General features: G+C 42.7%; 23 protein-coding genes. 16 read left to right on the top strand and 7 right to left on the bottom strand.

The window, feature by feature from the left end; all coding sequences use genetic code 11:
- Positions 1 to 5: 5 nt before the first annotated feature.
- The 6 genes from ACQEXT_RS08700 to ACQEXT_RS08675 are packed head-to-tail and all read right to left on the bottom strand — an operon-like array spanning position 6 to position 10,010.
- Positions 6 to 2,240 (bottom strand): ATP-dependent helicase, encoded by a 2,235-nt coding sequence (locus ACQEXT_RS08700; RefSeq protein WP_426951563.1) that lies wholly within the window; start codon positions 2,238 to 2,240, stop codon positions 6 to 8.
- Positions 2,237 to 4,621 carry a DNA topoisomerase gene (locus tag ACQEXT_RS08695; protein WP_426951561.1) on the bottom strand — a complete coding sequence of 795 codons (2,385 nt, stop codon included), beginning with the start codon at positions 4,619 to 4,621 and terminating at the stop codon, positions 2,237 to 2,239. Before ACQEXT_RS08695 ends, ACQEXT_RS08700 begins: the two co-directional genes overlap by 4 nt.
- Positions 4,605 to 5,165: a transglycosylase SLT domain-containing protein gene (locus ACQEXT_RS08690; RefSeq protein ID WP_426951559.1), complete on the bottom strand. Its 561-nt coding sequence runs from the start codon at positions 5,163 to 5,165 to the stop codon at positions 4,605 to 4,607. Before ACQEXT_RS08690 ends, ACQEXT_RS08695 begins: the two co-directional genes overlap by 17 nt.
- A complete protein-coding gene (locus ACQEXT_RS08685; protein ID WP_426951557.1) occupies positions 5,162 to 8,005 on the bottom strand; it encodes a type IV secretory system conjugative DNA transfer family protein in 2,844 nt (947 codons plus the stop codon). Before ACQEXT_RS08685 ends, ACQEXT_RS08690 begins: the two co-directional genes overlap by 4 nt.
- The gene (locus ACQEXT_RS08680) at positions 8,005 to 9,465 is read right to left on the bottom strand and encodes a hypothetical protein (RefSeq protein ID WP_426951556.1); all 1,461 of its coding nucleotides are present in this window, start codon (positions 9,463 to 9,465) and stop codon (positions 8,005 to 8,007) included. Before ACQEXT_RS08680 ends, ACQEXT_RS08685 begins: the two co-directional genes overlap by 1 nt.
- Complete coding sequence (locus tag ACQEXT_RS08675; protein ID WP_426951554.1) at positions 9,462 to 10,010, bottom strand: hypothetical protein; 549 nt, start codon at positions 10,008 to 10,010, stop codon at positions 9,462 to 9,464. The genes ACQEXT_RS08680 and ACQEXT_RS08675 overlap by 4 nt, the downstream gene beginning before the upstream one ends.
- An 87-nt stretch (positions 10,011 to 10,097) precedes the next feature.
- Here ACQEXT_RS08675 and ACQEXT_RS08670 point away from each other — a divergent pair, with 87 nt between their 5' ends.
- The 13 genes from ACQEXT_RS08670 to ACQEXT_RS08610 all read left to right on the top strand — a co-directional run bounded on the left by ACQEXT_RS08670 (position 10,098) and on the right by ACQEXT_RS08610 (position 22,335).
- Positions 10,098 to 10,400 (top strand): hypothetical protein, encoded by a 303-nt coding sequence (locus tag ACQEXT_RS08670; RefSeq protein WP_426951552.1) that lies wholly within the window; start codon positions 10,098 to 10,100, stop codon positions 10,398 to 10,400.
- Entirely contained in the window at positions 10,370 to 11,068 is a 699-nt protein-coding gene (locus ACQEXT_RS08665) for a hypothetical protein (RefSeq protein ID WP_426951551.1), read from the top strand. The genes ACQEXT_RS08670 and ACQEXT_RS08665 overlap by 31 nt, the downstream gene beginning before the upstream one ends.
- Positions 11,065 to 11,628 carry a hypothetical protein gene (locus tag ACQEXT_RS08660; protein ID WP_426951550.1) on the top strand — a complete coding sequence of 188 codons (564 nt, stop codon included), beginning with the start codon at positions 11,065 to 11,067 and terminating at the stop codon, positions 11,626 to 11,628. The genes ACQEXT_RS08665 and ACQEXT_RS08660 overlap by 4 nt, the downstream gene beginning before the upstream one ends.
- A complete protein-coding gene (locus tag ACQEXT_RS08655; RefSeq protein ID WP_426951548.1) occupies positions 11,629 to 12,330 on the top strand; it encodes a hypothetical protein in 702 nt (233 codons plus the stop codon). It abuts the gene before it with no gap.
- A gap of 84 nt (positions 12,331 to 12,414) precedes the next feature.
- The gene (locus ACQEXT_RS08650) at positions 12,415 to 13,605 is read left to right on the top strand and encodes a DotH/IcmK family type IV secretion protein (protein ID WP_426951546.1); all 1,191 of its coding nucleotides are present in this window, start codon (positions 12,415 to 12,417) and stop codon (positions 13,603 to 13,605) included.
- Positions 13,598 to 14,974 carry a hypothetical protein gene (locus tag ACQEXT_RS08645; protein ID WP_426951545.1) on the top strand — a complete coding sequence of 459 codons (1,377 nt, stop codon included), beginning with the start codon at positions 13,598 to 13,600 and terminating at the stop codon, positions 14,972 to 14,974. The genes ACQEXT_RS08650 and ACQEXT_RS08645 overlap by 8 nt, the downstream gene beginning before the upstream one ends.
- A 10-nt stretch (positions 14,975 to 14,984) precedes the next feature.
- On the top strand, positions 14,985 to 16,139 hold the full coding sequence (locus ACQEXT_RS08640; RefSeq protein WP_426951543.1) for a hypothetical protein: 1,155 nt from the start codon (positions 14,985 to 14,987) through the stop codon (positions 16,137 to 16,139).
- A gap of 26 nt (positions 16,140 to 16,165) precedes the next feature.
- On the top strand, positions 16,166 to 16,582 hold the full coding sequence (locus ACQEXT_RS08635) for a hypothetical protein (protein WP_426951542.1): 417 nt from the start codon (positions 16,166 to 16,168) through the stop codon (positions 16,580 to 16,582).
- 53 nt (positions 16,583 to 16,635) lie between these two features.
- Positions 16,636 to 17,022 carry a hypothetical protein gene (locus tag ACQEXT_RS08630; RefSeq protein WP_426951541.1) on the top strand — a complete coding sequence of 129 codons (387 nt, stop codon included), beginning with the start codon at positions 16,636 to 16,638 and terminating at the stop codon, positions 17,020 to 17,022.
- Positions 17,022 to 17,795 (top strand): HNH endonuclease, encoded by a 774-nt coding sequence (locus ACQEXT_RS08625; RefSeq protein WP_426951539.1) that lies wholly within the window; start codon positions 17,022 to 17,024, stop codon positions 17,793 to 17,795. The genes ACQEXT_RS08630 and ACQEXT_RS08625 overlap by 1 nt, the downstream gene beginning before the upstream one ends.
- An 8-nt stretch (positions 17,796 to 17,803) precedes the next feature.
- A complete protein-coding gene (locus ACQEXT_RS08620) occupies positions 17,804 to 19,003 on the top strand; it encodes a hypothetical protein (protein WP_426951538.1) in 1,200 nt (399 codons plus the stop codon).
- A 13-nt stretch (positions 19,004 to 19,016) separates the two neighbouring features.
- On the top strand, positions 19,017 to 19,316 hold the full coding sequence (locus ACQEXT_RS08615; protein ID WP_426951536.1) for a hypothetical protein: 300 nt from the start codon (positions 19,017 to 19,019) through the stop codon (positions 19,314 to 19,316).
- A gap of 10 nt (positions 19,317 to 19,326) precedes the next feature.
- Positions 19,327 to 22,335: a hypothetical protein gene (locus ACQEXT_RS08610; protein WP_426951534.1), complete on the top strand. Its 3,009-nt coding sequence runs from the start codon at positions 19,327 to 19,329 to the stop codon at positions 22,333 to 22,335.
- 53 nt (positions 22,336 to 22,388) lie between these two features.
- On the opposite strand, the gene ACQEXT_RS08605 is transcribed toward ACQEXT_RS08610, so the two are convergent.
- Positions 22,389 to 23,027: a hypothetical protein gene (locus ACQEXT_RS08605; RefSeq protein WP_426951533.1), complete on the bottom strand. Its 639-nt coding sequence runs from the start codon at positions 23,025 to 23,027 to the stop codon at positions 22,389 to 22,391.
- A 227-nt stretch (positions 23,028 to 23,254) separates the two neighbouring features.
- Here ACQEXT_RS08605 and ACQEXT_RS08600 point away from each other — a divergent pair, with 227 nt between their 5' ends.
- From ACQEXT_RS08600 to ACQEXT_RS08590, 3 genes are read left to right on the top strand one after another with little or no spacing between them, the layout of a single operon-like run.
- Complete coding sequence (locus ACQEXT_RS08600) at positions 23,255 to 23,800, top strand: DotD/TraH family lipoprotein (RefSeq protein ID WP_426951532.1); 546 nt, start codon at positions 23,255 to 23,257, stop codon at positions 23,798 to 23,800.
- Positions 23,797 to 24,816: a type IV secretory system conjugative DNA transfer family protein gene (locus ACQEXT_RS08595; protein ID WP_426951530.1), complete on the top strand. Its 1,020-nt coding sequence runs from the start codon at positions 23,797 to 23,799 to the stop codon at positions 24,814 to 24,816. The genes ACQEXT_RS08600 and ACQEXT_RS08595 overlap by 4 nt, the downstream gene beginning before the upstream one ends.
- Positions 24,806 to 26,002: an ATPase, T2SS/T4P/T4SS family gene (locus ACQEXT_RS08590; RefSeq protein WP_426951529.1), complete on the top strand. Its 1,197-nt coding sequence runs from the start codon at positions 24,806 to 24,808 to the stop codon at positions 26,000 to 26,002. Before ACQEXT_RS08595 ends, ACQEXT_RS08590 begins: the two co-directional genes overlap by 11 nt.
- The last annotated feature ends 46 nt before the right edge of the window (positions 26,003 to 26,048 follow it).

The raw sequence follows: 26,048 nt of genomic DNA, 5'->3' as shown, positions 1-26,048 counted from the left end.
TGCTTTCACCCCGCGGCTTTAAGGTCATTTACCTTCATGACTGGTAGTTCAATAATGTGTTTGAGAAAGTCCAAACGCTCCGTCTCAACAAAGTTATTTCGGTACTTGTAAGCTCGATGCCGAGTCATATAGAGCTGCAGTTTTGCTCTGGTAATAGCAACATACTTTAGTCGCATCTCTTCTTCATAGTGTAATGAGCCTTCAGCTGGCACTCTGCGGTCCTTGAACCACGTTTCATTCGAACAACCAATGATGAAAATGGCTTCTTTCTCCAACCCCTTTGATGCATGAATTGTCATTAGTTCGATATCAGTGGTGTTTTCTTCTTGCTTCTTTGTCGACTTATCAATCAGCAAAGGGCGGCTGCAGATATACTCCAACACGTCGATATTTTCATGAACAAGCCGATTAGGGTTAGTAAGATAGGAAAAGATTGAGTCAAAGTCGTCGTAGATCCGTTCTTGGTAGCGAGAAAGCATATTGGCGCGTGACTGCTGAGTGGCAAAAGGCATCAAGAATGAATGACAATAGTAGTCTCGAATGCGGCCAATAAACTCCGACACAGCCATTTGATAGCCTTCCCCATGCTGACTACGCACTTTTTCTTTTTGGTCCGGCGGCAAACCGTTGAACTGAACATTACGATGTCGACAGTAGTTCTCAAAGGTACGAATTCGCTCTAATCGAGCGGATAAATCAAATAGAGCCTGTGCAATGCTGTTAAACACTCCCCAAGCTGGTTCATTTCTGTTGTAGTGCGTATTAGTGAAATAGGAAATAGCTTTATGATGATTTTCATGAAAGGCGTTTTTCTGTAAAAGTGCATTGTACTCAGAGACTGACAGGCCAAAGTTACTATGAGCCGATACAAAACTACGCATGGCTTTGTTAGATGATGGGTTAAACAATAAATGTAGGTACAGCACAATATCTATGATGCGTTCATCTTCGTACAATGACTTGTCTTCAGCCCCTCCCACCCTGCGAACAGGCATGCGTCTGGCCAATAGCTCATTTTCTAGTGCATCCCCCAACTTCCGAAAGCGATAGAGAACCCCCATTTTATGGTAAGGAATACCGCGATCTTTAAGCCATTGCATTTTTGTCGCTATCCATTCAGCCTCACACGCAGGGTAATCCAGTTCCTGAAACACGACTGGCTCATGAGGTACTGCGGGGTTACGCGCAATCATCGGCTCAGAAGTCAATTTAAGAGCCATTTTGCTAGCTAGGGTATTGCCGACAACAACGATCTGCTCTGCACTTCGAAAATTGTCTGGAAGGTTGATAAGCTTTGAGTTTGGAAATTGATTCATAAGCTCACCGAATAGTTTTGGATCACTGCCACGAAAACCGTATATCGCTTGTTGAATATCACCAAAGATTGCCAAACCATCACCTTTTCCAGCTAGAGCTAAAACGAAACGGTACTGGCACGGATTACTATCTTGAAACTCATCAATCAGAAGCTCCTTGAACTGAGACTTAAGCTTTTTTCTAACCTCTGGTACTTGTTCTAATAGATGCGTCGCCATCACAAGAATTTCGTCAAGATCAATCAAGCTATTAACAGGTGAGCGATTTATCTCAACATAGCGATGCCATATCTTAAGACAATAAAAGTTACGACGCTGAGTCTCGTTGAGTGAACGAGGGACCTCCTTGAAATCAATTAACTCTGCAAATGTACGAGCCACCTCATGAAAGCCTGCTTTGTTTTGGGAAAAATAACTCTCAGGTGAGTGACCAAACGCTCGAATCAACGACATCCACTCTTTCAGCTCGATAGACTTATCCAAACTCTTAAAATCACGAGTCTGCGAGTTAGATAGTGCTAGATCTGTAGCTTGATTAAGGTGAAAAAATACATCTCGACCAGACGCAATTTTCCAACGACGGAAGCCTTTGTTTTTAAAAAACGGCAAGTGGAAATGTGGCTTGAGAATGTAATTGATCGCGAACTGGTGAAATGTGGTAGATATAACTCTAGTCGCTAAATCGTTGCCTACCATTTGCTTAATGCGTTGCTTCATTTCATTGGCAGCATCCCGAGTAAAAGTAATCGAAACTATCGGCGTCTTTATTGTAGTGTCATTGATGTACTTTTGAAGGCGATGATAAACCATGCGAGTTAATACAGCAGTCTTTCCAGCTCCAGCTCCAGCTGTAACAGCTAGAGGATGCCCCTCAGCTAAAATCGCCTGAATTTGTCTATCGGTCATTCCGTCCAAATACTTCATTTGCTTACCTTGCTATTTTGGAGTTTCTTCAAGTTCTTGATTAGTTCTGTGACCTTTTGACGTGACCTAAGAATTTCTTTGGGTATCGGGTAATTAAGGGCCTTGGCAAGTTTCTTTACTTGAAGTAGTTGATTCGGCGAGGGAGTCCTCTTAGACAAAGCCAACTCAATAAACTCACTACACTTTTTTGCACTTTTTTTTGCTTGGATAGGCACTTTTATCTTCACCAAGTTAGAGAGTTCGTTAGCGGTTAACAGTTGCTGCGCTGAAGGGGGGGCGTCGGTATCGTTTTGCTTCTTGCGAATCGCGACCTGTCGACTATCTCGTAGTATTTCACTATCCACGCTCAGGCCTCGACTACCAAGGGCAAATTTTTCTCTCTTATGGAATGGCAAAGGGTTGGCCAGCAAAAAATTGTGACATTGCTGAGTAGTGGTAAAGTTTTCGAGATCTATCTGAATATTCAGTTGCTGGGCTCTTACTGCCACTTGACTCTTGTGGGTATGACTGGCGGGTGCTGATGAAACTGAAGGATTCATTTGCCCCGTATTGAACAAACGACAAAGGTACTGAACCTTATCGAATACTCCAGAAATAAACTCACGTCGCAACGTGGCAGCCAAATCCATATCTTGGCAATTTTCTATCTCTGTAAGCTGAGTCTCCCATTGAGCAGTTAACTCCGGTGTCTTAAACTCCATAGGCATTATCATGAGCAAAGCAATACCACGTTGGGTGATCACAACATACCTAACCCCACCCTCTTGATAAATTTCTACGTACTTTCGCTTCAGTAAAGTCTCGATGGCTGTATCTCGTGTAGCCGCCGTTCCTAAACCAACCTTTTGCATAGCAAGCGGTAAAGCACTCATTGCGTAATATTGAGGTACATCTCGGCGTATCTGCTCTACCTTGAGGTCACTGATTTCAAAAGTGTCACCAACTTTAAGACTCGTTAATTTCTTATCCCCCTCACCGACCGTTCTTGAACATGTATAGATGCTGCGTTCTTCACCAAGCAGAGCCACAGGCTCTTCTTTAAAAGCGATAGCCAGTGAAACTTCTTGCCCGTAAGTTTCTCCTTTAACGGAGTCAACAAAACGCGAACAAATTTCGTTGTATACAGCTTGTTCGTTCTCGTTGAGCTGACCGCTTAAAGGGGCTGCGTCTGTTGGCACTATTGCGCTATGAGCAAGAACATTATGGTTTTCCACGCAACTAGGCGGTGGCGCATGTTCTAGTGAGCGAGCTAATGCCCCTAGAGATTCATCATCACCTTTTACTGAAAAACCATCATTTCGGCTCAATGACTCCAGTAGTGAAGCTAATCGCCCATTGCTGTAATGGTCACTCGATAATGAATCATTGTCAGAGCGGGGATAACTGATAAGCCCCTTCATGTATAGACCTTGCATAGCATCCATCGTTTCTTTTGGGGTAAGGTTTTCCATGGCACCTTGAATGCTAGCTGTATTATGGGGAGCTGGTGGACTAAACACGACGGGCTCAACACTAATCTCCAAGACTTCAACTTCGCGACTCATTTGCTGACGAACTGCAACGTATTGTTCAGATAAACGAGGATGTTCTAGCAAAGAGGGATCGGTGCCCGACTTTTCTGGACTGTAAACGAAATCGCATCGATAACGCGATATTTTTGAAGTTAGTTGAGGCACGTTGATAGAACGAATATGGTATTGCTCTACCTCCTGACATCTCAAACCAATCAATCGCAAGAGAGGAATTTGCACTCGTCCCAAAGATAAAGTGCTCGATTTCGCTTCTTTATAACCTGATAGCGCTGGGTGAAGCTTACCGCTACGAGCATGAAATGTTGCCACTTGAGTTGCAAGTGCGTACGCAAAGTCACCGCAATTACGCGCTGAAGATGCATAGGACCTGCTTTTCGTGACAGTTCCATCAAGAAGATTCGCATATGACTCACACACTAAACGTCGAGTCAGTCCTTTAGAGAGATCCATTCGATAGATATGAGCTTGCGTGTTCGCAGCGTTAAAGATGTCATAAAAAATACGCTCTCCTTCCCTATCAAAGTCACAAGCGTTGATAATCATATCGCTCTCTTGCATCTTCTCTATTATGGACTGCAACAACGCCGTGCTGGGTACGTTTGCCCCACGAATAAAAACGTTGAATTCATTCGGCACCATCTGCAACTGTCTAGGAAGATTGTTGAAATTATCAGGCGTCTGCCAGTCATAAACATCAGGCTGGCCATGAATCGTAGTAAAGAGATGACCTGAAGCAAAACAAACGATATCACCTCTATCATTTTCAAAATGGTCTGCAATAAAATGACGGAAACCAAGTGCTTTCGCTATTATCGCTGCAATCCGGTATTTCTCAGTCACAATAAGCATATTTACACCGTAGACGTTCGTCGACTTTACCCGTTTTTTCAAACGATTTTTGGTCTTCAATGATGGCATTGTAGATGCGGGAGATTCGACTCTTGTACCTAATATGGGGAGCTTTGTTATCTACAGACGAATACCAGTGATAATTTGCCATTGCGGTAAAAGCGTCTTTGGTTGGTTTCGCTCGATGACGATAAATAATACCGCCGACGAGAATATTGCTACATGTGTTCTTGAGTATTTTGCGCCAATAGGACGGTGAAATTGAGTACCCTATTCTTGGTAATTCAGTTGCCCATCTTTCATAGTTGATCTGCATAACCCCCATATCATGCGTACCATCAGCGTTTTTAGAATACTTACCAGTTTGACCACCCTCGGCTATGGAAATCGAATAGAGATAGTTAGCATGGATATTGAGCGTCTTGGATACCTTCAGAATGCAATTAGCAATAGGCTCCTTAGACGACTCTCGCGCTGCAATTTGCTCATAGTAGCTAACTTGGTTTTTAGTCATTGTGTGATCGATTGGAACATCTACAATCATCCTATGGTTCCCCCCAAGAAGTTATCAATCAACTCACCATGCTTGGCTTCCGCTTCCGCTCGATGGCGTTCATCTGCAGAATTCAAATCGTGCGTCACGTTTGTTGTTAGATTCTGGTGCTCTGATTCTGGTAATTGTGGTGGTGTCGGTTTGGTTGGATACACTTCAACATCCAATAGCTCGCGACTCACTTCTTCAATGGATAACGAACTAACCGCCGCAATGTCTCTTGCAACAGCTTGTGAGTGTTCATTGTCGAACGGAGTTGCGTCATTGCTTTCAAATGAAGATGAACCCGATTTATTCTCAATTACTTCATTAGGGGATTCAGACGCACCTATTACTTCTCCGTATGATGGTGTTAAAGCTTGAGCCTGTGACAAAGCACCTCGGTCAAACCAACCTACACCAACCGGAGCCGTAACTGGTTCCGCCTCATTTGTAATTGGGTCTTCACTGTCATCAACGTCATCGGCAGCCTTTTCAGTTGATACCACATGCTGATCTGAAGCTACGCTCACATATTCTTCATAGACTTGGGAAGAGTGGTCATCATCATCACTTGAGTAATCTGGTATAGCGTAAGAACCAACTCCAAGTTCGTCACTGAAATACTCCGAGTGAGACGCAAATGCTGATTCAGCGTCCACCAGCACGGTAGACTCGTCACTACTCTCAATAATTTCATCAATTGAACGATTGGACGTTCTATCCTCACGTTCTTGGTCAGCATCCCGAAGTAATTTTTCCTGTTCCTCATTAACTTTCTGAATGTCATGCTGAACCAAGTCGTGCAACATTGCGAAGACAATCGCATCGAATGAGCTATAGAGGTCGACTTTGTTGCGTCTATCAATGGCGCTACAAACCGACTCAAGCTTAGTGACAAAGTCTGCAGTAATAATGTTGGGGTTTGCTTTAGGATCTACACCGTTCAAAGTATTGTCTTTGAACGCAGATTCAAGCCCTAGGATAGCTCGGGTCCTTTCGATATGATCTTCAGTTGGGTATTCCAGTTCAGCAAAGTGATTCAGGTAAAATTGGTCTAATGATCCATCCCTATCTTCATCAGGAAAAAACGTGGCACTTCTAAATGGAATAGCATTACCACGGTACATGTACACACCTTCCATTGGGTCTGCACTAGCTATATCTCGCTCAGATAGGATATTTTCTTCTGAGTCTTGAAGACGGTCTCCATTAATCCAACCTCCCCAAACACTTTGAGTTTTTTCTGCAAGACGTTTAATGCGAAATGTACCTAACGTTTTCTGCAATAGATCAAACGTCTCGTAAAAGTCCTGTGAGCTAAAAATTAGCTTATTGTTCAAGTTGGCAACGGACTGTCGGGCTTCGGACATCCCTGCATCTTCCATCCCCTTCATACTTTGACCAAGTAGATACATTGATACTTTACGGTCACGCATCAATGAAAGGAATTGAGATAGACCGCGCTGGTAGTAGTTCAGCACCTCATCTAAGAAAACACGAACCGGAACAATACGATTAATAGCTAGGCCATCAATAACACTTTGCTTTGAGCCCTGTATCTTGTAGCCAAACATACTAGCAAATGCAGGACGCATCGAACCAATAAAGAGACGACCAAGTTCGGCCATCGAGTCCGGTTCTTTTTCAATGGTCGGTAGCATCGTCAGTAGGATTTGACCGTGCATTATTACATTGCGAACGTTGATATCTGATCCTACTGAACTAAAAATGTGCCCAAATGTTCCAGCCATTTCGTTCACAGCTTTACTCACCATTGACTTGTTGTAAGTATGTTGCTCATCGGCTTTTTGGTTGATTTCAATTTCTGAATCAGGGGATGCAAAATAAGCATCATTAATCATGTTGAGGGTTTTCAGGTACTCACGAAGAGGCTGAGTGACCGTCTTGGGTATATCCTGTCGTGATGCGAGTTTAATCATCTCTCGAAGGCCAAGGTTTTGTTGTAAAACCGTAATATCAAGAGGTTCGCCCAGATGGTCGCGAGCATAGATAAGCGGAGGAAATGCACCTGCTACCATGTTTGATGCTCGGTCACGGAAGTAATCATTACTGCCCCCGTCACCTGTTTGCCCCATCCCCATGATAATGCCACGCGACTCTTCGGAGTTGGTACTAGAAAAGATATTGAACTTGTTCGAAGGATAGTCCTCATCCAACATGCTCTCAGGGTTATGTTCGGCTCCACCTGTTAAAAAATTCATAATGCGAACATCATGGATACGCCCAGCTCGCACAATATAGAATAAGAAGTCATAAAGGCCATTGACTGACCCTTTTCCATCAGCCAATAGAACGGGGGCTCCGTGTTTAAAGTGGCCTTGGATGCAACTCTGGTACAGCTTTGAATTTAGCGTTACTGTTTTTCCCGAACCTGTTGTGCCTGCGATGAGACCCATACGGGTTTCACGGTCGACGTTTATCCAGATTTGACGACCAAATAAAAGGTCATATCCTATTAGCATGAATGCATCACCAAGCTTTAGGAATAAACCACTTTTGGCCTTCTCTCCATCGTACTTTCTGCCTTTCCGACGCTTTCTCTGATTGTGTTTAACCTTGTCTTTTGCGTAAGGCGCTGAAACTAGATAGTCCATTTGAACTGAAGTCCCATAAAGGAACAGTGGAAGTCCCAATAAAAAGATGAAGAGCGATATTGAAGGGAACATGATTGCAATCACACCGACGGCCACAAATAATGCTGAAATAAGCATTGGCATGTAGTCAAATATCAATGACGTTATGGGGCGGTCATCAACTAAGTCAGTTCGCTGATCTAAAGCGCCCGTTTGCATTGCAAAACGAGTACGCTTAGAGAAATTACTACTCACTAATTACCCCCTCTTCCTTGATTAACCGAAGTAAAGCAAGGAGCATCGGTGGACTCACTCAGAGGGGCGTCCTTATTGATATCTCCAAGAATGGCCAACTCACCCTCTTCCGTGATTGTCATAATCGGATCAGCTTTATCCAAAAGATGCTGATTTGAAAATTCATGGGTAAGACGCTCGAAAATACTGTGGAAGTCAGGCTCGTGCTTTTTAAGACGTCGGTATTCTTTTTCGAGTGAATCAACTGCAGTAATAACCTGTGGGCTACTTACAGCAGTACCGAGTTCGACCTCATGGTGATAGTGAGCCATGATCCCTGTGCCTTCCCAAAATGGTTTTTCTTCAGAGGCACTGTAGAGGGCAAAGTACAAAACGCGATCTTTACGTTGAAGCAAATAAAACTCCGTAGACGCTATTACTTCATTTTTTCTGACTAAATTAAGTAATGACACTAGATAGGTGCGAGTGAAAGCATGTTGTTTAGTCAATGCAAGCACAAGGGTATCTAAAGGGATTGAAGGATGTCGGTAACGGCTACACAGTGAAAAGTAGACTTCCCTTTCGATATGATTAAACAGTAACGCAACATTAGCGGCAGAGCCTTTGTATTCGCGGCCATTGTTGAGCAGTTTGTTTGTTGAAAAGCCGCTAATAATGCGACCGTTTTCGTTTTTTTGTAACGGGATCAATTCGCCCTTATCATCAAACAATCGCGGCACATTGGCCTCATCTAAGTAAAAAGGGTTATTCGCTGGTGGATTAGTTAGCTGTCGCTCGAATGCACGTTTTGCTCGCTCACGAGAGAATGAAAATACTCCATTTTTTCGGTCTAGCTTGGCGATTGGACGATAGATAGAGTCCTTCCCTTTCGCAATGAGAGCCTTGTGCTTGGCCATCTCTGACGGAGAGGCTAATGGCGGCGGGCAAGCAACCATAAACTGACTCGGCTGTAGGGCTTGGGCATGGCGGTTATGAAAATCACAACGGTTGGAAAAATCGTAGACAAGGTTGTGTTTCAAAGGATTGTCGTAGACTAGCGTTTCAAGTGCTGAAGACTCCTTAGAGTAGAGTTCCATCATTGTCTGAACGTTTAGTGGCTTTGTCACAAACAGGAAGTTATAGAAGAGCTTAGCACCAATGACAAAGAAAAAAGATGCGTACACAAAACGCAGATACTCATTAAGGTACGCTTCGAACTCAAAGAACCAATTCCAATCCATATCAATCGGCGCAGTGGTACGGAGAGTGTTGATTCCATTAAGAAAGTAGTCTGAATCGAAAGGAGTGCTAAGAATATGCCAGAAATAAAGTTCACTCATGCGGCACCACTTCCAGACATAGAAGAAGTAAACCTCGTACTGGAAGAGCAACATATACCCTACTACTAGTCCAACAAGAACCATCCATCCATAATCAGCAAGGGTGTCAATCAGATCTCTTTCGCGGTGGTGCTGGCTCATGAAATTGCTCCCTCACTGCGAAAACGTTTTTTAATAAAACCGCCAACAACTGAATGCACTGATAGCGCTGTAGCAATAATGGTATCTAAGTAATTACCACTAGTTACACGGCTACCTCGGCTAACGTTCCAAGTAATTCGAACTAGTGTTGAGATGAAAAGTAGATAGATACAGCCAGCGGTAATCGCACCAGCTTCCAACATCTCAGTCGGAAGAGGGGTCAAGTCATGACTAGTGCCTGTCACAGAAAGAGCGCTAGTTAGAACCTCATCGTCGTAGATCGAGACAAAGCAAATCAGAGCCGCAATCAACAACAAGTAGAAATAGAGCCCAGCAGCGCCAATTGCTTTAAAATAGACAGGTAGAATTGTATGCCCTCGCCTTTCACTCCAGTCATTACCAAGCCTTCCCCCCAAGAAGATCAGAAACAATGCCACCATGATTCCTGCGAGTTGATTAACCAACGGCAATACGAATGTCAAAACGAGGAAAGATATAACCAATAGTCGTTGCGTCGTAGTCAACGTGGTATCTAAATTAGACATACAAAATGCACCTATTCACACAATTCCGTTTTAATGTAATATATAATAATAGAACAAGTACAAATAGTCACTACGTATGGTTGAATTGTGGATAAGCAAAGAATCGAAAAGAGTTTCTCAGAATGGTTGGATTCCCTCCCGCATCAAATCACTAAGATTGTGCGAGTCGGAGCCTTTAAATTTAAGGTTCCTGTGTGGTGGGGCGACACAAGAAAGCTAATTTCTGTCACCCGCCTAATGAAGCTTATCGTGATCGTCTGCGTATGTGGTTCACTCTATGCCGCATCGCTAACGCTAGCGCTCAACAACAAAAACAAGCAATGGGAGCTGAATACGTACAATGAGCAAGGAGAGGTCGAATGGGTAAGCGACCTAATCAAACTGAAGTAATTAATAGTGCCATAGCAGAACACATTCGAGGCATTATTCGACGTTCAGGTACAGGCATGCTCATGTTTGCAATACTGGCGACTACGTTAATGTCAATCATGTACTACATCACGAGGCTGCAATGGGAAGAAGCTAGCGGACAGTTTCTTGTTCCGACAACAAATGGGCGTATTGTGAGCCAGCCAATTATTGACCCAGAACATCGGTTCGACGACTACGTGGCCATGATTCAAAACCACGTAGCCCTCAAGCTTACTGAGCAGATGAACTTCACTACCACGTCTTTCAAAAACACTTTGAAAATACTTAACGAATCAGAAGGTACGTACAAAGCTGACGTGCTGGCAAATATGAAGAACTACAAGATCCTAGAGGCGATTGATGACCCAGAAAAAATTCGTGGAGTTAAGTTATCGATCATTGATACTCCCCTGCTAGTTGATGGCGAGAGTGATGGTATCCCCCTTTCACAACTATATGAACAAGCGAGCATCCGTCCTCTAAATGAAATAACACTAGATAAGGTTCAAATTGAGGTGTTTGCTCGGCTAGTGCTACAAGACAAGAATAGGGAGATAAGAAGCTACAAAATACGCTTTTTTATCACCGTGATCGGAACTAACCAAACTTCATGGAAAATGACTTCCATGACAGGGTGGCAATCATGATTGTAAAACATATCCAGACATTACTCGTCGGGGGGCTCTTAGTAGTGTCATTTGTGCTCTTGGTTATGATTGCAGACAGCGTCAACCAATCCCCTGTAAGAAAAGCCTACATAAAAGACGGCAACACTGTACAGGAACTTACAGTTCGGCCCGTTGGCTCTCTATCTGACGCTAAGTTGATTAACTTTGTAGAACGAGTAATCGTTACTTGCTTTTCCTTAACCCCAATAAACTACCAAGCTAAAAGTAACTACTGTGCTGAACAATATTTTGCTTATAACGCAGGGCGCGTATATCAGAGACTGTATGCACAACGAGTAGGTAAGGACATCGAAAAGGAAGAGGCAACTAACTATGCAGCTGCTTCATGGAAACCAGTCATCGCAGTGCCATGGGAAAAAACTAACTATCAGTACTACGTTGTTGTTTTTCCAACGGTAGTAACAAAAGTATTGCGTACATCAAGGCACCCACAAACCAGAGTGGTAAGGCTATTCGTTAGACCTTCAATAAAGAGCAATAATCCCTACCAGTTTGAGATTATAGGAATCAGAATCTAAATGACTACTCAACGAGATGAAGCGCACGAGGCTACATTAGAGCTGCTCGATTTTTTAAGACGTGAGTTATTACTTTGGTTTGGCATTATGGTACTTTCGTTTATCCTGCTCGCTAGCTCAATTTACCTTTACGATAATGTAAACTCCGTCGATCTAAGTCGTGATTATGTAGCTGTAGATCGAGCGGGACAATACCTCACCCCAAGTCCTCTTAATAAACCTAGCCAACTTAACATTGATGAAATAGAAGAGTGGATATCAGAATCACTAGAATACTGTTTGACATTCGACTGGCAGAGCTATGGATACATTTCTTCTCAATGCAATAGCAATATATTCTCTCTAAATGTGGTGCCAGATGAATTTATTAGTAGAGGGGCGCATTTTCAGAAACAACTCAAAGAATCAAATATCGTAAGTACTCTTCTAGATAACCGTACTTCTATGTCAATTGACATTGACTCTGCCAACTTCATTAAAGAAGGAGTCAGAACCTATCAACGAGGGGTTTTTCAGCAAAACCAAGGCTGGGTCAATGTTGAAGACACTCGATACATATATGAGTTTGAGTACGTATTCAGAATTAAGATGGTTGGCCAGAACTTAGACGCACCAATAAGATACCAAGTGCTTGTTGAAAGGACATCTGAGTTATTGAGGTGGCACGGTCTAGCTATGCGTAGTGTTTTGTCGCTTGAGTAATGGTGAAACTGATAAGCAAAAAAAAGTCGCAGTAATTTTCATTTAATTTATAATAACGAAATGAGTATAGAGGGTATGTTTAATATGTCTGACGATCGATTGAAAGTAGCAAGCTTAATGCTTGTCTTTTGCTTTAGCACCTTCCCAGCGGTAGGTGCCATCGAGGTCGTTGGTCAATATGATGTTATGTCCATTGAACAGTTAGACGCTGTTGTAAATACACCCTCACCTAATACCACATCTAGTACCTATAAAAACGAGTACGCCTATGTCGGGCAAGACTATGACTCGAATAATGGCACATACTACAATCCATCTGACATACGAAAAGCTCTTTTTGAAAAATACCAAACGCTAGACAACATGTTGTTAGTGGTCAACAAAATGCCCTTAAGCCACCAGAACGTTGTTCGTGAATTGGTTATGGAGAATATGCTAGAGCAGCAGGAGCGCCTTGCAAAACTAAAGCAAGAGAACAACTTAGCATTAGCTCTTCAAGCGAGAGCTAATGTAACTGCAGAACAAAAATTACTTAACGATCCAAGCAAGATTATTGAAGATAGAAAGTTCAGTACAGAAGTAAATGCTGCACAAAACCGTCCCGTGTATGAGTCAGAAGTTAATGTAAGATCGATTCCATACGACCCAAATGGCACGAAGCAAATCACCATCAATAACCGAGTAAACAGCCCTACAGTAATCAGTTTTTTTGATGTGACTGGGCAACCATACCCGATAAAAAGCCATATTCCAGATAGCAGCACGTACAAAACTGAATCATTCGAAGTAATGAAAACAAATGAAAACCAGCTTCTTGTCATTCCAAAAGTAGACAATAAGGATGTATCTGGGTTTGTTTTTCTAAAAGATGCAGCACAACCAGTGTCATTTCGAGTTACTTCCTATCCAGAGAAAACCATCGATGCGAAGGTCAGCGTGATGCTGCCAACAATATCTCCTGAGAATTCACTAAAACCAGAAGCTCTAAAAGTATCTTTCCAAAAACTCAACCGCGACGATGACCCTAATCTATCTGCTGTTCTTAGCGGTCGCCCACCAGCGAACGCAAAACCTCTTAACGTGAGTGGACTACCACCTAGATCCCTTGCATACAAGATTAACGACTATTACTACTTCAGAACCGAGGCCATTTTGAAATACGAGATTGATGCTGCTAGTCGTATTGGCAATTTACACGTTTTTAGAGCAGCACCTAGAGCTACGTACTTTTTCTATGTTGACAATATCGAGAAAGAGGTAAGCGTTCATGAGTAGTGACAACGTGCAGAAACATAACCCTATAGACAACTCGCGAGCCAAGAGTGAAAAGCGTAAAAAAATCATCATTTTCCTTACGGTAATTGTCATTGTTCTGGCCGCAAGTGCTTTCTTCTACGCAAGAACTGCTGCGAAAGGTTCTGAGCAAATTTCCTCTACGCCAAACGTGAAATCAAAAGTGTCACACACACCAGCATCATCTTCAGCGGCCAGCCAAACCGACGTGACATTAGAAGACAGCTCGCCAGCGAAGCTTGCGATAACCAGCCACGAAGAGAACCAAAAAAATAGTGCATTAAAGGCAGGGCGAACCCACATTGACAGCACTAGCTCACTGAAGGACAAAGCCCAAAAATCCAACGCAGAAAAGAAACCGCCGCAAGCAAAAAAGGTTGTAGAAAAACAAAAAGAAGAAGAGAAAGCAACGACTAAAAAGAAAGAAGACCAAGCGAAAGCCAAACAAAGTACGCCAGAAGAAATTAGACGACAGAATGTGGCCAAGCTACTCTCACTGCCAAGCCATTTTCCTGTCGCTGCAACGAATAAAAAAATTGCCGAATACGAGCTAAAACTTGAAAAAAATTATAGTGAACTGGCACCAATCAAGAATGAGTACACCGTCAGTGGTGACATTTCAAATTGGATACAGCGCGATACTATTGAGTCGACCAATACCACTTCGAAAGCTAGCTTAGAGCGCACCGACTCAACAGTAGAGGGGGATACACAGCCCCTCAATAAGAAGCCGAAGCAAATTAAAGTCGCGGGTTCTGGTGATATGGTCATGTGCGAGCTGCGTTGGGAGGTGAACTCAGATTATAACCTTCCAGTATTCTGCGATGTAGTTGAACCACCACTGCGACCAGCAATTATTGTAGGTGCATTCGAAATGACCGCAAGACAAGATGGCGTGTTATTACGTGGTAATCGCATTGAATTTGATGACGAATCAGTACCGATTAATGCGTACGGCGTAGATATTAAAACTGACACCTCTCCACTCTTTGATAATAACTACGATAGCCACTTTTTAGAGAGAACCCTAGCAAGAACAAGTGCTGCATTCATGGTGCCATTTGTTGACTTCGTCGTGGATACCACAACCACGATTGCTGATGGCAGCGTGGTGATAAGTACCCCTGCGATAACTAAGACCAAAGACAAGATTATCGGCGGCGTTGCAAACGTTGCAAAAGAATTTCTTCCAGACCTAAGAAGGAATGCCAATTTGCCACCAACGATCACAATCCCCAACAGGTACGTTGTGGGAATGGTCATGGTGAGCCCTGTTTATTCATCAAGTAAAGACCTTGCAGAACGATCCAAGTCTGAACCAGCAAGGACAACATTAACCTACGCAAAATAGAGGGATAGTTATGTCAGACGCTCAAGATGCTCCAACTGGAGTAAACATAAATCACGGTGGCAAGAAAAAGTTTAGCATGTCACTCGGAACTACTTTATCCGCAGCTTCGTTGGCTATTAGTGTGGCGCTAGGTGGCTACTTAGCCTACGACAAATTTGTGATACAGCCACAAAACATAAGCACTATTTCAACCTACATCCAAAATGTTAGTACATCACTCACTAAAAAATTCGGTAGTCAAAAAGAGATTTCGGATAGTGAAGTAAATGCAATCCAAACGAAAATTGTTACTAGCATTGAAGACAACATCGACCAAGCGATCACTCGCAAACTTGATGAAGCAAAGAGCCAAACTATTAACGATATACAGGTGTGGTTTCAGCAGAATCCTCCACAAATAGAAATGCCAGAACAACCTGCGCTGGACCCGAATATGGTCGTAAATACTGTACTTAATCGTTTACGTCAGAGTGGTGAACTTAACAACGATGCTCACCTTGTGGACGACTATGCTCGTAAACGTCTTGAGGATATACAGGGGCAACTAAATAACCTAAGCAAGCAAGTGAGTAATGTCCAAGTCGCGGGGGTAGCAAGTGGGATTGTTAAAGAGCCAACACGCTTAAAAGAGTTCAACATTATTGCACCGCCGCTAAAAGACAATACTGTATTCGTCATCGATGCGCCCAAAAAAAATGGTAAGTCAAATACGATAACCCTAACCATGGGCGAAACCTTCTACAGTAAACACGGAGCACACAAGGTGATCGGCATTGAAGACGGCCCTAATGGTGCATCACGACTTCGTGTGACTGGACACTTCTATATTGACGGGAAAAGAGAAGAGTTTACCCCTGCCGAACTCGCTGCACTAAAAAAATCCGAGAAACCGAAGAAATCATCTACCACTCCCCCATCGACGCGCATTAAATCTAAGGCCGAGCCTGTAAGTCAAGTCGCTAGCAACATGGTGGAGCTTAAAAACTGGACAGTCATTACCACTAAGCCAAAAGAGAAAGAAGTGCTGGTGTACAACCCTAACACTAACTCCCCCCTGAGCTTGAAGCAAAACACGTATGTAGCAGGCATAGGGACTGTTCGTAACATAAACCTTCAAACTGGCGAAACGCAGTTTGAAAGATATTACATCCGTGGAAATCAATAGTTTTACTAAAAAAGTAGGAAACCAGAATGACTAACAACATCAATAAAATCTATCGAATGACACTACGAGCAACAAGCGCTTTATTTGCTCTAGTCTCTGCAGTCGCCTTTGCTACCACTGAAGATGGGATTCCAGATCTTGTATCTGTAATTGGAAACGTTGACAAAGTAACGGTAGCAGGTTCACAAAGTCTCTATAACATTTCATTTTTAATCGCCATTGTCTTCGGACTACTGTCAGTCATTATCTTCGCTGCTTCTCTGCGCAACAATGGCGGCGACCAGACAAAAACTAAAGGGGTTGCGGCTGGTCTATTTATCGTCAGTGTGGTTGCTGGTGGAATTGGCACTTGGCAGAACATTGCGAACAAACAGCTTACCGGAAAAACAACGGAAGCTAGCGCATGGATGACTGAAATCCAGTCAGAAATATCTACACAATAATACCAATATAGCCATAGGTTCTTTGAGCCTATGGCTTACTTAGAGTAGTAATTATGCGAGTTGTAGCTAAGTCGATAACAGGGCTCATTGTTCTTGTTAGTAATTCCGTAAATGCACAAGCTGAAGGGGGAGATAGAATTGGTTTTGGCATCTATCGGTTGGCAGTAACCGTTGACGCTGGTACATCAGCTCTTTTCAATTTTATGTTTCTGGTTAGCATATTTTTAATGATAGCAAGTTTAGTGGTACTAGCGACAGGCCACAAAAACAACCTACCTAAGTCTTTGGCTGCAGTAATGGCTGTGATTTCCCTTTTTCTGGCATCACCTACTCTTTACCAGTCAATTGCTGCAAAAACAGTGCTTAATAACTCCAACATTGATGCTATTGAATTCTTAGAGAACGGCTCAAAAACGCCGATGAACGAGGAAGTATTCTGATGATTGGTTTTTCCAATATTGGCAAGCTAGGTAGAAGTCAACACAACACTGATTTATTTGTTGGCGTGGTGAGAAACATACATGCTGTGGCTCGCTCAGATAATCCAAACGCAGAAAAAGATGATGAGAACTATCAAGTCGCTCGAAGCCAATTCATCACCGACACGATTGCGACCTACGAAGGAACACAGGTGCCTACGTGCAAGGAATGTACTATTGAAATGTCTGAAGGCTTCCATGTGCATCATGCTGATGGAGATCATACGAACAATAAGCCATCGAACTTTGAAATAAACTGCCCCTTCTGTCACCTTACGAAGCATTTAGGTTGGGTGGGCGCAAATGGGCTAGGAATTATGATCTACGCTCCCAACATACCACAAGCTACGTTAAATCAAATCCAAATAGCTTGCTATGCCCACGAGTACATCCTAAATGAAACTTCCAGAAATACTAAATACTACTCGCATCTAAAACAGCAGGCACATTACCTATCTGTCTACCTCCAGTCACTTGAAAGCACTAAAGCAGTCATTCAGCGTGACTTTAAAACAACTGACCCACTTCATTTTGCCAATGCCTTTGTACAAATGAGTGAGGACGAATACGCAAGTAGAGCAACAGGTACGTTTTCTGGCATTCGCCTATTGTTCGATCACACACAATTTCAAACTGAAATCGAAAAGTATGCCAAGTACAGCCTAAGCATGGACGATCCGACTAGTCAGAATCATCCGGCTCAATGGTTAGCGCAAGCCAAACAGATTATATAGGAACAAGTATGGATAATTTTGCAATTCTGTGGATTGATGATATCGGAGATGGTTACAACGATATTGCGCATGTATGCACAAGCAACGCCCCTAATAACGTCGAACGTGTCAGCTTACGTCAGCTAGACCCAAGGTATTTTTACTTAACAAATAAGCGAAGTAACTTTTTTACGAAACACCCCTCGATTGGGCAATTCAACAAAGTAGTTCATTCTTCTTACTTTGGTGTATCTGTATCATCGGTGGCAATTGAACTTAACCTTGGCGATGACCTTGGTAAGAAAATGCCAGTCCTACTAAAAGTATTCCAATCAATAGCTGTAAAACTGGCCAACTTCAATGTTGATTATGAGAAGCAAACTTTTACGGTGCTGTCAGCAATTAGGGATACTATCTGCCCAAATTTAGGACAACTAATTTACAGGCTCGATGGGGTCAATAGTCAATCTCTCGATTTCGCTATCGAAAACAGTCTGCAGAAATTACAGGGGAATAAGCATAAAAAGCAAAAAGACGAACGGATTGTTAGCGCAAAGCCGCCGAAGACTCCCTACTTCCTACACCTAACCAACCAGAACTACCCACTCTCGACAGATTATAGAACCGAGAATGGTTTTTCTGGAAAACGCTGCGGTACTGACCAAAATGGAGAACCTGTTAACGAAGAAGTCGTTAGGCAACTCATAGAATTAGCTAACAACTCTGCAGGCATGGTTGAGTTTGAAGTTATTAGCACCGACAAAACCCATCAAAATGCCATGCCGCTGGGTTGCGAGTTGAATGCTGAAGTGTATCGAGTATGGGCTACGTTGCCAGAGTTGATTGATATGCTGAACTACTGTGAACTAAAACTAGGGCAAGCTTACCTAACGAAAGCTGGTAAATTGCCTTATTTCCCTGAACAACCACCAGTCGAAACCCCTTTCATGAGTTACACCAATGGCCTCGTAAACGAGATTATCTGGATGGCCATGAGCTATCACAGCAATAAAGACAAGTCGAAGTCGCCAATGGCTGCTTATCTTAGAGCGTACGACCGCATATTGTCTCGTCAAAAGGCTATATCCCTTGTCAAGAAAGGGTACAAATTGGCTGGGTTTGTTAGTGGAACCATCCGTTTTGCAATAAAAATGGACCCCCATCGAATCGAACAGTTTTCACAGGAACTGGTGTCTATCGGTTTGGTCCCACAATTCGAGCTTATTTAGGGAGTAAGGAAATATGTATTCAGCAATTCAAGACTCAGAACTGTATCAAGAGCGCATTAAAAAAGACATCATTCTATCGCTCGTTACACAATACCCTGCAGGGCAAGTAGTACAAGCCGAAGATATACTTGAGCTTGATAAACTTGGTTCACGACCGCAGCGAGAAACGCTTGAAAAGATTATGGTGCCGGTTATCGAAGGGTTGAAAGAAAAGCACATCAATTACACCGCGAACAAAATGAAAAAAGTAGAATCACCCGCGCAGAATGAACTCGCGGCAGCTCCTGCTCATAAAATTAATGTTCTGTTTTAAGGAGGGGTGAATGCTAGGCTTAAATCTTCCGACCGTTACCAATATCCTTAATATGTTGGGCGATGCAATACAGGAAAATGCATTTTCGCACTGCAATATTTTGTGTCCTTCCATGCTCGACGACAGCGTTACCGTATGTCTTGATGGAAGTGTTTTTACTGCATTTGAAGTGATGGGGACACAGAGATATTTGACTGATGAGACTGAAATAGACCATATTGATGCTGTTCAACGTGCAACAACAAGCACTCTAAAGATAGGCAATCATAAAATCGGGTTTATGTTTGTCAGAGATCCTCATAGGACTGGATCGCAACTCAAAGATATATTTAAGCCTACCTTCGAGACCATCGAGCGACTCGGGCTGGACTCTAGCCACTTCTTTGAAAGACAAATGGCGGATTTGGAAGCCAACTGTTCCTTTGAGAGAACAGTTATGGTCGTAACTACAACACGCTCAGGCATGCTTGTAAATGAACGAGGTAAGCCCGTACTTAATGGTAAGGAAATCGTAGTTGATGAAATCCCTCTTCTCTTACAGGATACCGCTCGCGAATCAACAGATATTATTCAAGAGCACCAAGCGTATATTAAGGATATTCAAAGTCGCTTTAATCGATACTTAGGACTAGTAAAACTAACGTCTGAAACGTTCCTGAAGTACTTAAAGGAAGAAGAAGACCTCATATCTCTATCAAAGACCAACTGGCAATCAAAACACTCTACCACGCCGATTGACTTAACTTTAAACTATCGAGAGGATGATTTTGTTAGCCACCCTCCCTACGCATATCAGATCATTAGTGATGACAAGATAGCTCCAACTCGAACATCTAGCCTTATCCAGAGTGGTGATTACTACATAGCAACGTTAGACCGCGAATACTTCAATACACAAGACTATGCGACTTTCCAAGAACTGTTCCGCTCGATTGGTAAACGTATTCCATTTAGAGCCTATTTCGAGCTAGAAACTGGAACTCAGTCAATTCGTAACATGTTGGCCGCACGTAAAACATTCCTATTGCTATTCAGAGTAACTGCATACGGTCGTAGTATTGATAAAGCGATAAACAACCTAATCAGAGAAGCAGACGACAATAATTGCACTCTGCTAAAAGGAACGATGAGTATCGCGACTTGGTCTACCAATGAAGAGCTAACAAAGAAGTACAAAAGAGAGCTTAAGCAGGCGTTAACCTCATGGGGCTCACCAACGTTTAGAAGCCCAAGCAACCTTGCACAAAGCTATTTCTCGACATTACCAGCGTTCGCTAAGAAGCTTAGCTCCCGTCCGTGTATCCAACCTGATACTAAACACCTTTCGACTTTACCTATAACACGCCCTGCAACCCCCATGAGAAACGGAACAATATGCCTATCCTCGCAAGATGGAAAGTTGTTCCCTATTAGTGTGGTCTGCCCTAACCAAGACTACATAGCAAACTTCATACTAGGCCCAATGAAGTCAGGTAAAACAGTATTTAGCTCGATACTAAATAATGCCTTCATTCTCGCAGAGGGAAATCAGGACTTGCCCCTTATGTCGTACTTAGACTTCGGCAGTGGGGTTCATAACTATTTCAGCTCATTGAGATCTTGGTTGCCCGAGTCACAAATGCACAAAATTGCTTGCATCAAACTGAAGGACGCAAAGGGAAACGCTTACAACGTATTTGAACCGCAATTTGGCTTAGACCGCCTAGAGCCTTTTGAAGTAGAGTTCACCATCAAATTTCTAAGCCGTCTTATCAATGGTGATTCTGCTACTCCTGTTAGTGGGCAGTTAGGCAATACACTAGCTCGGCTTATAAAGCTGTTTTTCGTCTACACGAAAAAGAACCCACTCCATTACGAGAATAAACTCGGTTACTACACTGGTTCAGAATTGCAGTACCACAGAGACATAAATCAGATGCTAAGAGATGGAACACTCACCTTCGACGCAACTGAAGTTAGAACATGGTACACCATCAGAGATAAGTTATTTACTCTTGATGAAGAGCGGTACTTCGACCACGCTAGATTTTGCCACCGACAAGGCGCACACGCATTACCGGACTTTCTTGAATACGTCCGTTCGGACACAGAAGCTCGCGCGAGCATGGATGCTCTCACTGTCGAGCCTGCTGGTACAGTTCCTCTGGTAGACTACGTCATAACTGCAATGGAGGGGGTAATTGCTCGCTTCCCTTACATCTTGGGGGAGAAGTCGCAAATAGATGTATCACAAGCCAAAGTCGTTGGTGTTGATGTAAGAAGTCTGTTTCAAAGCGTTGGTGATAAGTCCATGAAACAGATATTTGCCCTTCTTGCTAGACACTTAGCCTCTAGGAATTTCTGGCGCGATCCCAACGACTTTATGACGTATGTACCAGACCTTTATAAAGAACACTACAGATTAATTTTAGAATCAGAGACGAACATCAAGAAACATGAGTTCATCGATGAATATGCGCAATTCAAATCACTTGAAATGGATGAAATTGTCGATGGTATTAACGTGATTGCTCGTAAATATAACTTAGCTCAAACGATCGCAGCACAAAGGATGGCACACGCACCCAAAGGTTTCTTGTCACTGGCCACAAACATTTACGTGCTTGCCGCAACTCAAGAGGACGTAGACAGCCTAAAAAGTACGTACAAGCTATCAGACAGCCTCTCTAACGAAATCTCACGTCGATTAAAGCAGTCAGATGGATTTGGTCGCCTTATCCTCTACATTGGCCAATTTGACACGTATGAGGGCTATGTAGTGCAAATGCTACGTAACCAGATAACGCCATCTTATTTGTGGAATTTTTCTTCAGATGAGAGTGACGAAACAATTAAGCGGTTGGCCAAGATGAAATTTGGTGAGCGTTCAGCATATGAAAGGCTCGGAAACGCATATCCTTCTGGATCATGCATTGCTGAGATTCAGCGCTTAATCAACAGCACAGCGTATAGCGACAAGCCGTTGACGACACACGATGCAATAAATACGATACTGATTAACTTGGAACATGCAGCATAAAAAAAGCGCCCATTGGCGCTTTTTTATTGATGATATTTTACTGAAAAACGTCTTCACCGAATGCTGGTTAGAACAGTTTCAAACTTAGTTTGAGACAAATCTAACGAGCCCGAAGGGATACCCAATAATTGTTCAAGCAATCTGCAAATACGTGAACCATGAGGCGTATTCCTGCCATCAACAAGTTTGATGTAATGCTCCTGAATACGTCCTAACTGTTGGCAAAGGGTATCAACAAAAAGTGGATAGTTATCTATGCAACTAACCAAAACAGACAAGTTTTGTTTTCTAAAATTGGATATCTGTCTCTCACTATAGAAAACTCTCCCATCGTAAAACCATTGCTCATGTTTACCCGTCACTTTGCCTAACGGGTAGATAAGCTGTTCGAAATTCCCCGACTCTAACAGTTTTTCCACTTCACCGATTGGGATACCGCTTTTCTTTGAAAACAGTGCGATCCCACCAGACAAGCGAATGCCAATAGAAACATTATTCCTTAGCTTATTCGCATTGAAGTCGATGAATTGTTGAATCTCAATTAGCTCACTAATCGTACAATGATTGTTCGATAATTTGCCTAATTGAACGGGCAATTCCCTTTTTAATAAGTCACCAAGATCTGCATTTTTTATAAGTTTTTGTGAAATGGTGATATGCAGATCAGACTCAACTGACGAAAATCTAGACATATACCTTAAATCCTTTCTGCTCAATATATAAAGAAAATTAATAATTTATATTCAATGAGCTTCATACATACATTTTTAATAACATCCACACTAATCATAGATTCAGGCCAAGCATATACGCTCTATCCATATCTTTACACCGAGACTTCAAAATTTGTTAACATTGACTCGGTGTGTAATATATAATAATAGAACTGCTACAACCCGACAACCTATTAGGTGCAGAAATGACAGCTACACGAAAGTATGGAATACCAATGATTATGTGCGCGTTGCTGAGTTCGTGCTCTCAGACTAACAAAATCAATACGACTGCACCGCCACCAGACCAGCAACCAAACCTTATAGATCAAGAGTTGCGAGCGAATTCACAGCAACTACTCGATGAGATACGTTCATTAGCAGACTTACGTAGGTCTAAACAAGAAACCATGTTTGATGCGAACAAAAAGACGAGTAAAAAAATTAGCTCAAAATTCTCTGGTTTAGACAAGAATATCGGAAAATTTGATTGCAATTGCGATCTAAAAGTCGCAATGCAAGCGGTAGCTGTCAATCTGAATTGGGATATGAGTCGCGTGTACGAAATTGGTAGGAAACCAGCTACAGGCGTACCTGTCGAAGTCAAGCTTAGACAACAACCATTAGCTTTAGCATTGGAACAGATTGATGTCCAAGTTGGGCATTTCGTAGACATTAGAATCGACCCAAATTTTCAAACCATTCTTTTGAGCTATAAAGTTCTTTCTGATTCTAGAGAGGCGCACAAATGAAAAAACCTCTCATCAAAACAGCTGTTATTGTATTTCTAATGACAACTTCAATTTCAGCCCTTGCCGAAGGTAGTCTGGTTCAACAACCAAAAATGATTCAACCGCTCGATAAGCAGGTACTGCAAGAGTTAGATAGTTCCAATCAGCTATACCTTGATGATGTAAGCAATAAAAAAGCCTATTACTCTAAGCTAAAAAGTACTTCAAGCGAGTACGGTTATCAGCACGGATACGCTTCGGAAATGAAGTACATCAAAGACAAAATGATGAGTGAGAAAAACTTTTGGAACGGGCTTCTAGATTTCTCTCCATGGAGTGGATTACTCAGCTCAGGAGCTGCCAAAGGAATGTATCTCATAGGCGGTATTGTTGATGAGGTCGATAGCTCAGTTCGTCGAGTCGATAAAAAACTCATCGTAAGGGAGGACAAGAAGTACATCATCAGAGAATATCCTTATCTAGCCATATCCCCCCCACATTGGGCTGACTACCTGTTCTCAGATAAACCCAAGAATCTTCAGCTCCCTCCAAGCTCTATCCTTCCTCAAAATGAACAAGAACGTGAAATATGGGTTAAAGGAAGTAACGAGGGTTGGAACAATGGTGTCAAAGTGGCTCGTAGTGAATTCAGAAAGAGATATACCCTACTTTTTGCTGACTTGATCGGTATGGTTCGCTACTGGCGCTTAGTTGAAGGTGGAACGATTACAGAAGTTCAAGTGAAGGCGGTGAATCACCGATTGTCGCGCACTGTCAATGATACTGGTGAAGAGTTGATCTTAAATCCTACGAGTATCGAGATAACCGAGCAAAGTACTTTTTCAATAAAACCTAGTGAGTGGAGTGCTATTAGTTCTCATCGTCAAAACGAAAGCAGTAGCAATGCTGTGCGAAACGCTATCATCGAAGGCGCAGTTAGCTTAGAAGAACTAACCAATAGAGACATAACAATCTACACCCCTGAGCACGAGGCCTTAATGGAAACAGTGAAGAGTGAGCGATTCAATGAACTCTAATATAAATGGTTGGAGCACAAAGCAAGTTCTCGCTTTTACGTCAATCGAAGACTCAACGTTTGATGACATTTTATTGTTTGCGATCAAAAACAACCTTCGCGATGTGTACATTAAGAGCGGCGATTACCTACGTGCTCGCCAATATCAAAACAGACTAGTAATATCAAAAGAACCACTAAGCCATTCCCAAGTTAAAGCGCTACTGCAAACGCCTATCAAAACAATGGAACGAGCAGATAAAGGCTACTCTACAAATCCAGCATACACCCTTACTGATCCTCGTGATGCGAACAATAAACGTAACTTCCGTTTATCTGCAAATAGGTACAGTGAAGGAAATACTGTCGGCTACAACTGCGCCATACGACCATTGCCAGAAGTTCCACCGACAACTGAAGAAGTAGAGCTACCGGAGCACATAGCGAAAAGAGTCGGTGAGTTGCAACAAGGACTAGTCCTACTGATTGGGGCTACGGGAGAAGGCAAAACTTCGACTATCGCAGCAATCATGCGTTACATCCTTGAAAAGATCCCCAATAAGCGCGTCTTAGAATACTCTCGTCCGGTCGAAAACCTCTGGCACAAAGTAAAACTCCACCCCTCTAACCAACATATCCCTCATAACGTAAGTGAGGACGGTGTAAGCGGCGATATGATTAGCTATGCCGAAGCAATCAAAACAGCCATGAGACAAGCTGGAGATTGGATTGCCGTAGGCGAAATGACTGAGGCAGAATCTTTTGAAGCGGCGTTTGAGTTCAGTAATACGGGACACCTAGTGTCATCAAGCGTTCACGGTAACTCAGTGAGTGCGGCTTACTCTAGGGTGTATATGAAATTTGATGTGGCAAAACGTGATTCGCTAATCGATAGCCTGATATCTGAAAGTGAAATCATGATAGCGCAAAAACTATATCCTCGAATTGACCGTGCTGGCGGGGGCTTGGTGGCCTGCCGTGAAATTCTCGATCATACATATGAAGTTAAGATGCGCCTTAAAAATGCCATTGAAAACTCCAAGAACCCAATTTCAGCACTGAGAAATGAAATAAACAAGTGTATGTGGGAACAAGGAACCTCCTTCTACCAAGACGCAGAGCGATTGTTTAAAGAGGGGAAAATATCTATCGAAACACTAAATCTCGTAGAGCGAACTTATGGAAGATACCAACAAAACCACATATGAGGAAAACTACCGTTTCCGATTTGGCATCCTTGATGCGAGCGCTATC

Origin of the sequence: Vibrio sp. TRT 29B02 (assembly GCF_050113655.1) — a bacterium.
In the GTDB taxonomy this organism is placed as follows: Bacteria; Pseudomonadota; Gammaproteobacteria; order Enterobacterales; family Vibrionaceae; genus Vibrio.
The sequence above is the reverse complement of the archived record's forward strand: the minus strand, read 5'-3'. Positions and strand labels throughout refer to the sequence as shown.

Bases quoted from the DNA above. Each gene is read 5' to 3' on its own strand.
- ACQEXT_RS08605 (WP_426951533.1), bottom strand. From the start codon at position 23,027: ATGTCTAGATTTTCGTCAGTTGAGTCTGATCTGCATATCACCATTTCA.
- ACQEXT_RS08665 (WP_426951551.1), top strand. From the start codon at position 10,370: ATGGGTAAGCGACCTAATCAAACTGAAGTAATTAATAGTGCCATAGCA.
- ACQEXT_RS08590 (WP_426951529.1), top strand. From the start codon at position 24,806: ATGAACTCTAATATAAATGGTTGGAGCACAAAGCAAGTTCTCGCTTTT.
- ACQEXT_RS08700 (WP_426951563.1), bottom strand. From the start codon at position 2,240: ATGAAGTATTTGGACGGAATGACCGATAGACAAATTCAGGCGATTTTA.
- ACQEXT_RS08600 (WP_426951532.1), top strand. From the start codon at position 23,255: ATGACAGCTACACGAAAGTATGGAATACCAATGATTATGTGCGCGTTG.
- ACQEXT_RS08620 (WP_426951538.1), top strand. From the start codon at position 17,804: ATGGATAATTTTGCAATTCTGTGGATTGATGATATCGGAGATGGTTAC.
- ACQEXT_RS08610 (WP_426951534.1), top strand. From the start codon at position 19,327: ATGCTAGGCTTAAATCTTCCGACCGTTACCAATATCCTTAATATGTTG.
- ACQEXT_RS08655 (WP_426951548.1), top strand. From the start codon at position 11,629: ATGACTACTCAACGAGATGAAGCGCACGAGGCTACATTAGAGCTGCTC.
- ACQEXT_RS08635 (WP_426951542.1), top strand. From the start codon at position 16,166: ATGACTAACAACATCAATAAAATCTATCGAATGACACTACGAGCAACA.
- ACQEXT_RS08650 (WP_426951546.1), top strand. From the start codon at position 12,415: ATGTCTGACGATCGATTGAAAGTAGCAAGCTTAATGCTTGTCTTTTGC.
- ACQEXT_RS08595 (WP_426951530.1), top strand. From the start codon at position 23,797: ATGAAAAAACCTCTCATCAAAACAGCTGTTATTGTATTTCTAATGACA.
- ACQEXT_RS08625 (WP_426951539.1), top strand. From the start codon at position 17,022: ATGATTGGTTTTTCCAATATTGGCAAGCTAGGTAGAAGTCAACACAAC.
- ACQEXT_RS08615 (WP_426951536.1), top strand. From the start codon at position 19,017: ATGTATTCAGCAATTCAAGACTCAGAACTGTATCAAGAGCGCATTAAA.
- ACQEXT_RS08675 (WP_426951554.1), bottom strand. From the start codon at position 10,010: ATGTCTAATTTAGATACCACGTTGACTACGACGCAACGACTATTGGTT.
- ACQEXT_RS08695 (WP_426951561.1), bottom strand. From the start codon at position 4,621: ATGCTTATTGTGACTGAGAAATACCGGATTGCAGCGATAATAGCGAAA.
- ACQEXT_RS08640 (WP_426951543.1), top strand. From the start codon at position 14,985: ATGTCAGACGCTCAAGATGCTCCAACTGGAGTAAACATAAATCACGGT.
- ACQEXT_RS08660 (WP_426951550.1), top strand. From the start codon at position 11,065: ATGATTGTAAAACATATCCAGACATTACTCGTCGGGGGGCTCTTAGTA.
- ACQEXT_RS08680 (WP_426951556.1), bottom strand. From the start codon at position 9,465: ATGAGCCAGCACCACCGCGAAAGAGATCTGATTGACACCCTTGCTGAT.
- ACQEXT_RS08630 (WP_426951541.1), top strand. From the start codon at position 16,636: ATGCGAGTTGTAGCTAAGTCGATAACAGGGCTCATTGTTCTTGTTAGT.
- ACQEXT_RS08645 (WP_426951545.1), top strand. From the start codon at position 13,598: ATGAGTAGTGACAACGTGCAGAAACATAACCCTATAGACAACTCGCGA.
- ACQEXT_RS08690 (WP_426951559.1), bottom strand. From the start codon at position 5,165: ATGATTGTAGATGTTCCAATCGATCACACAATGACTAAAAACCAAGTT.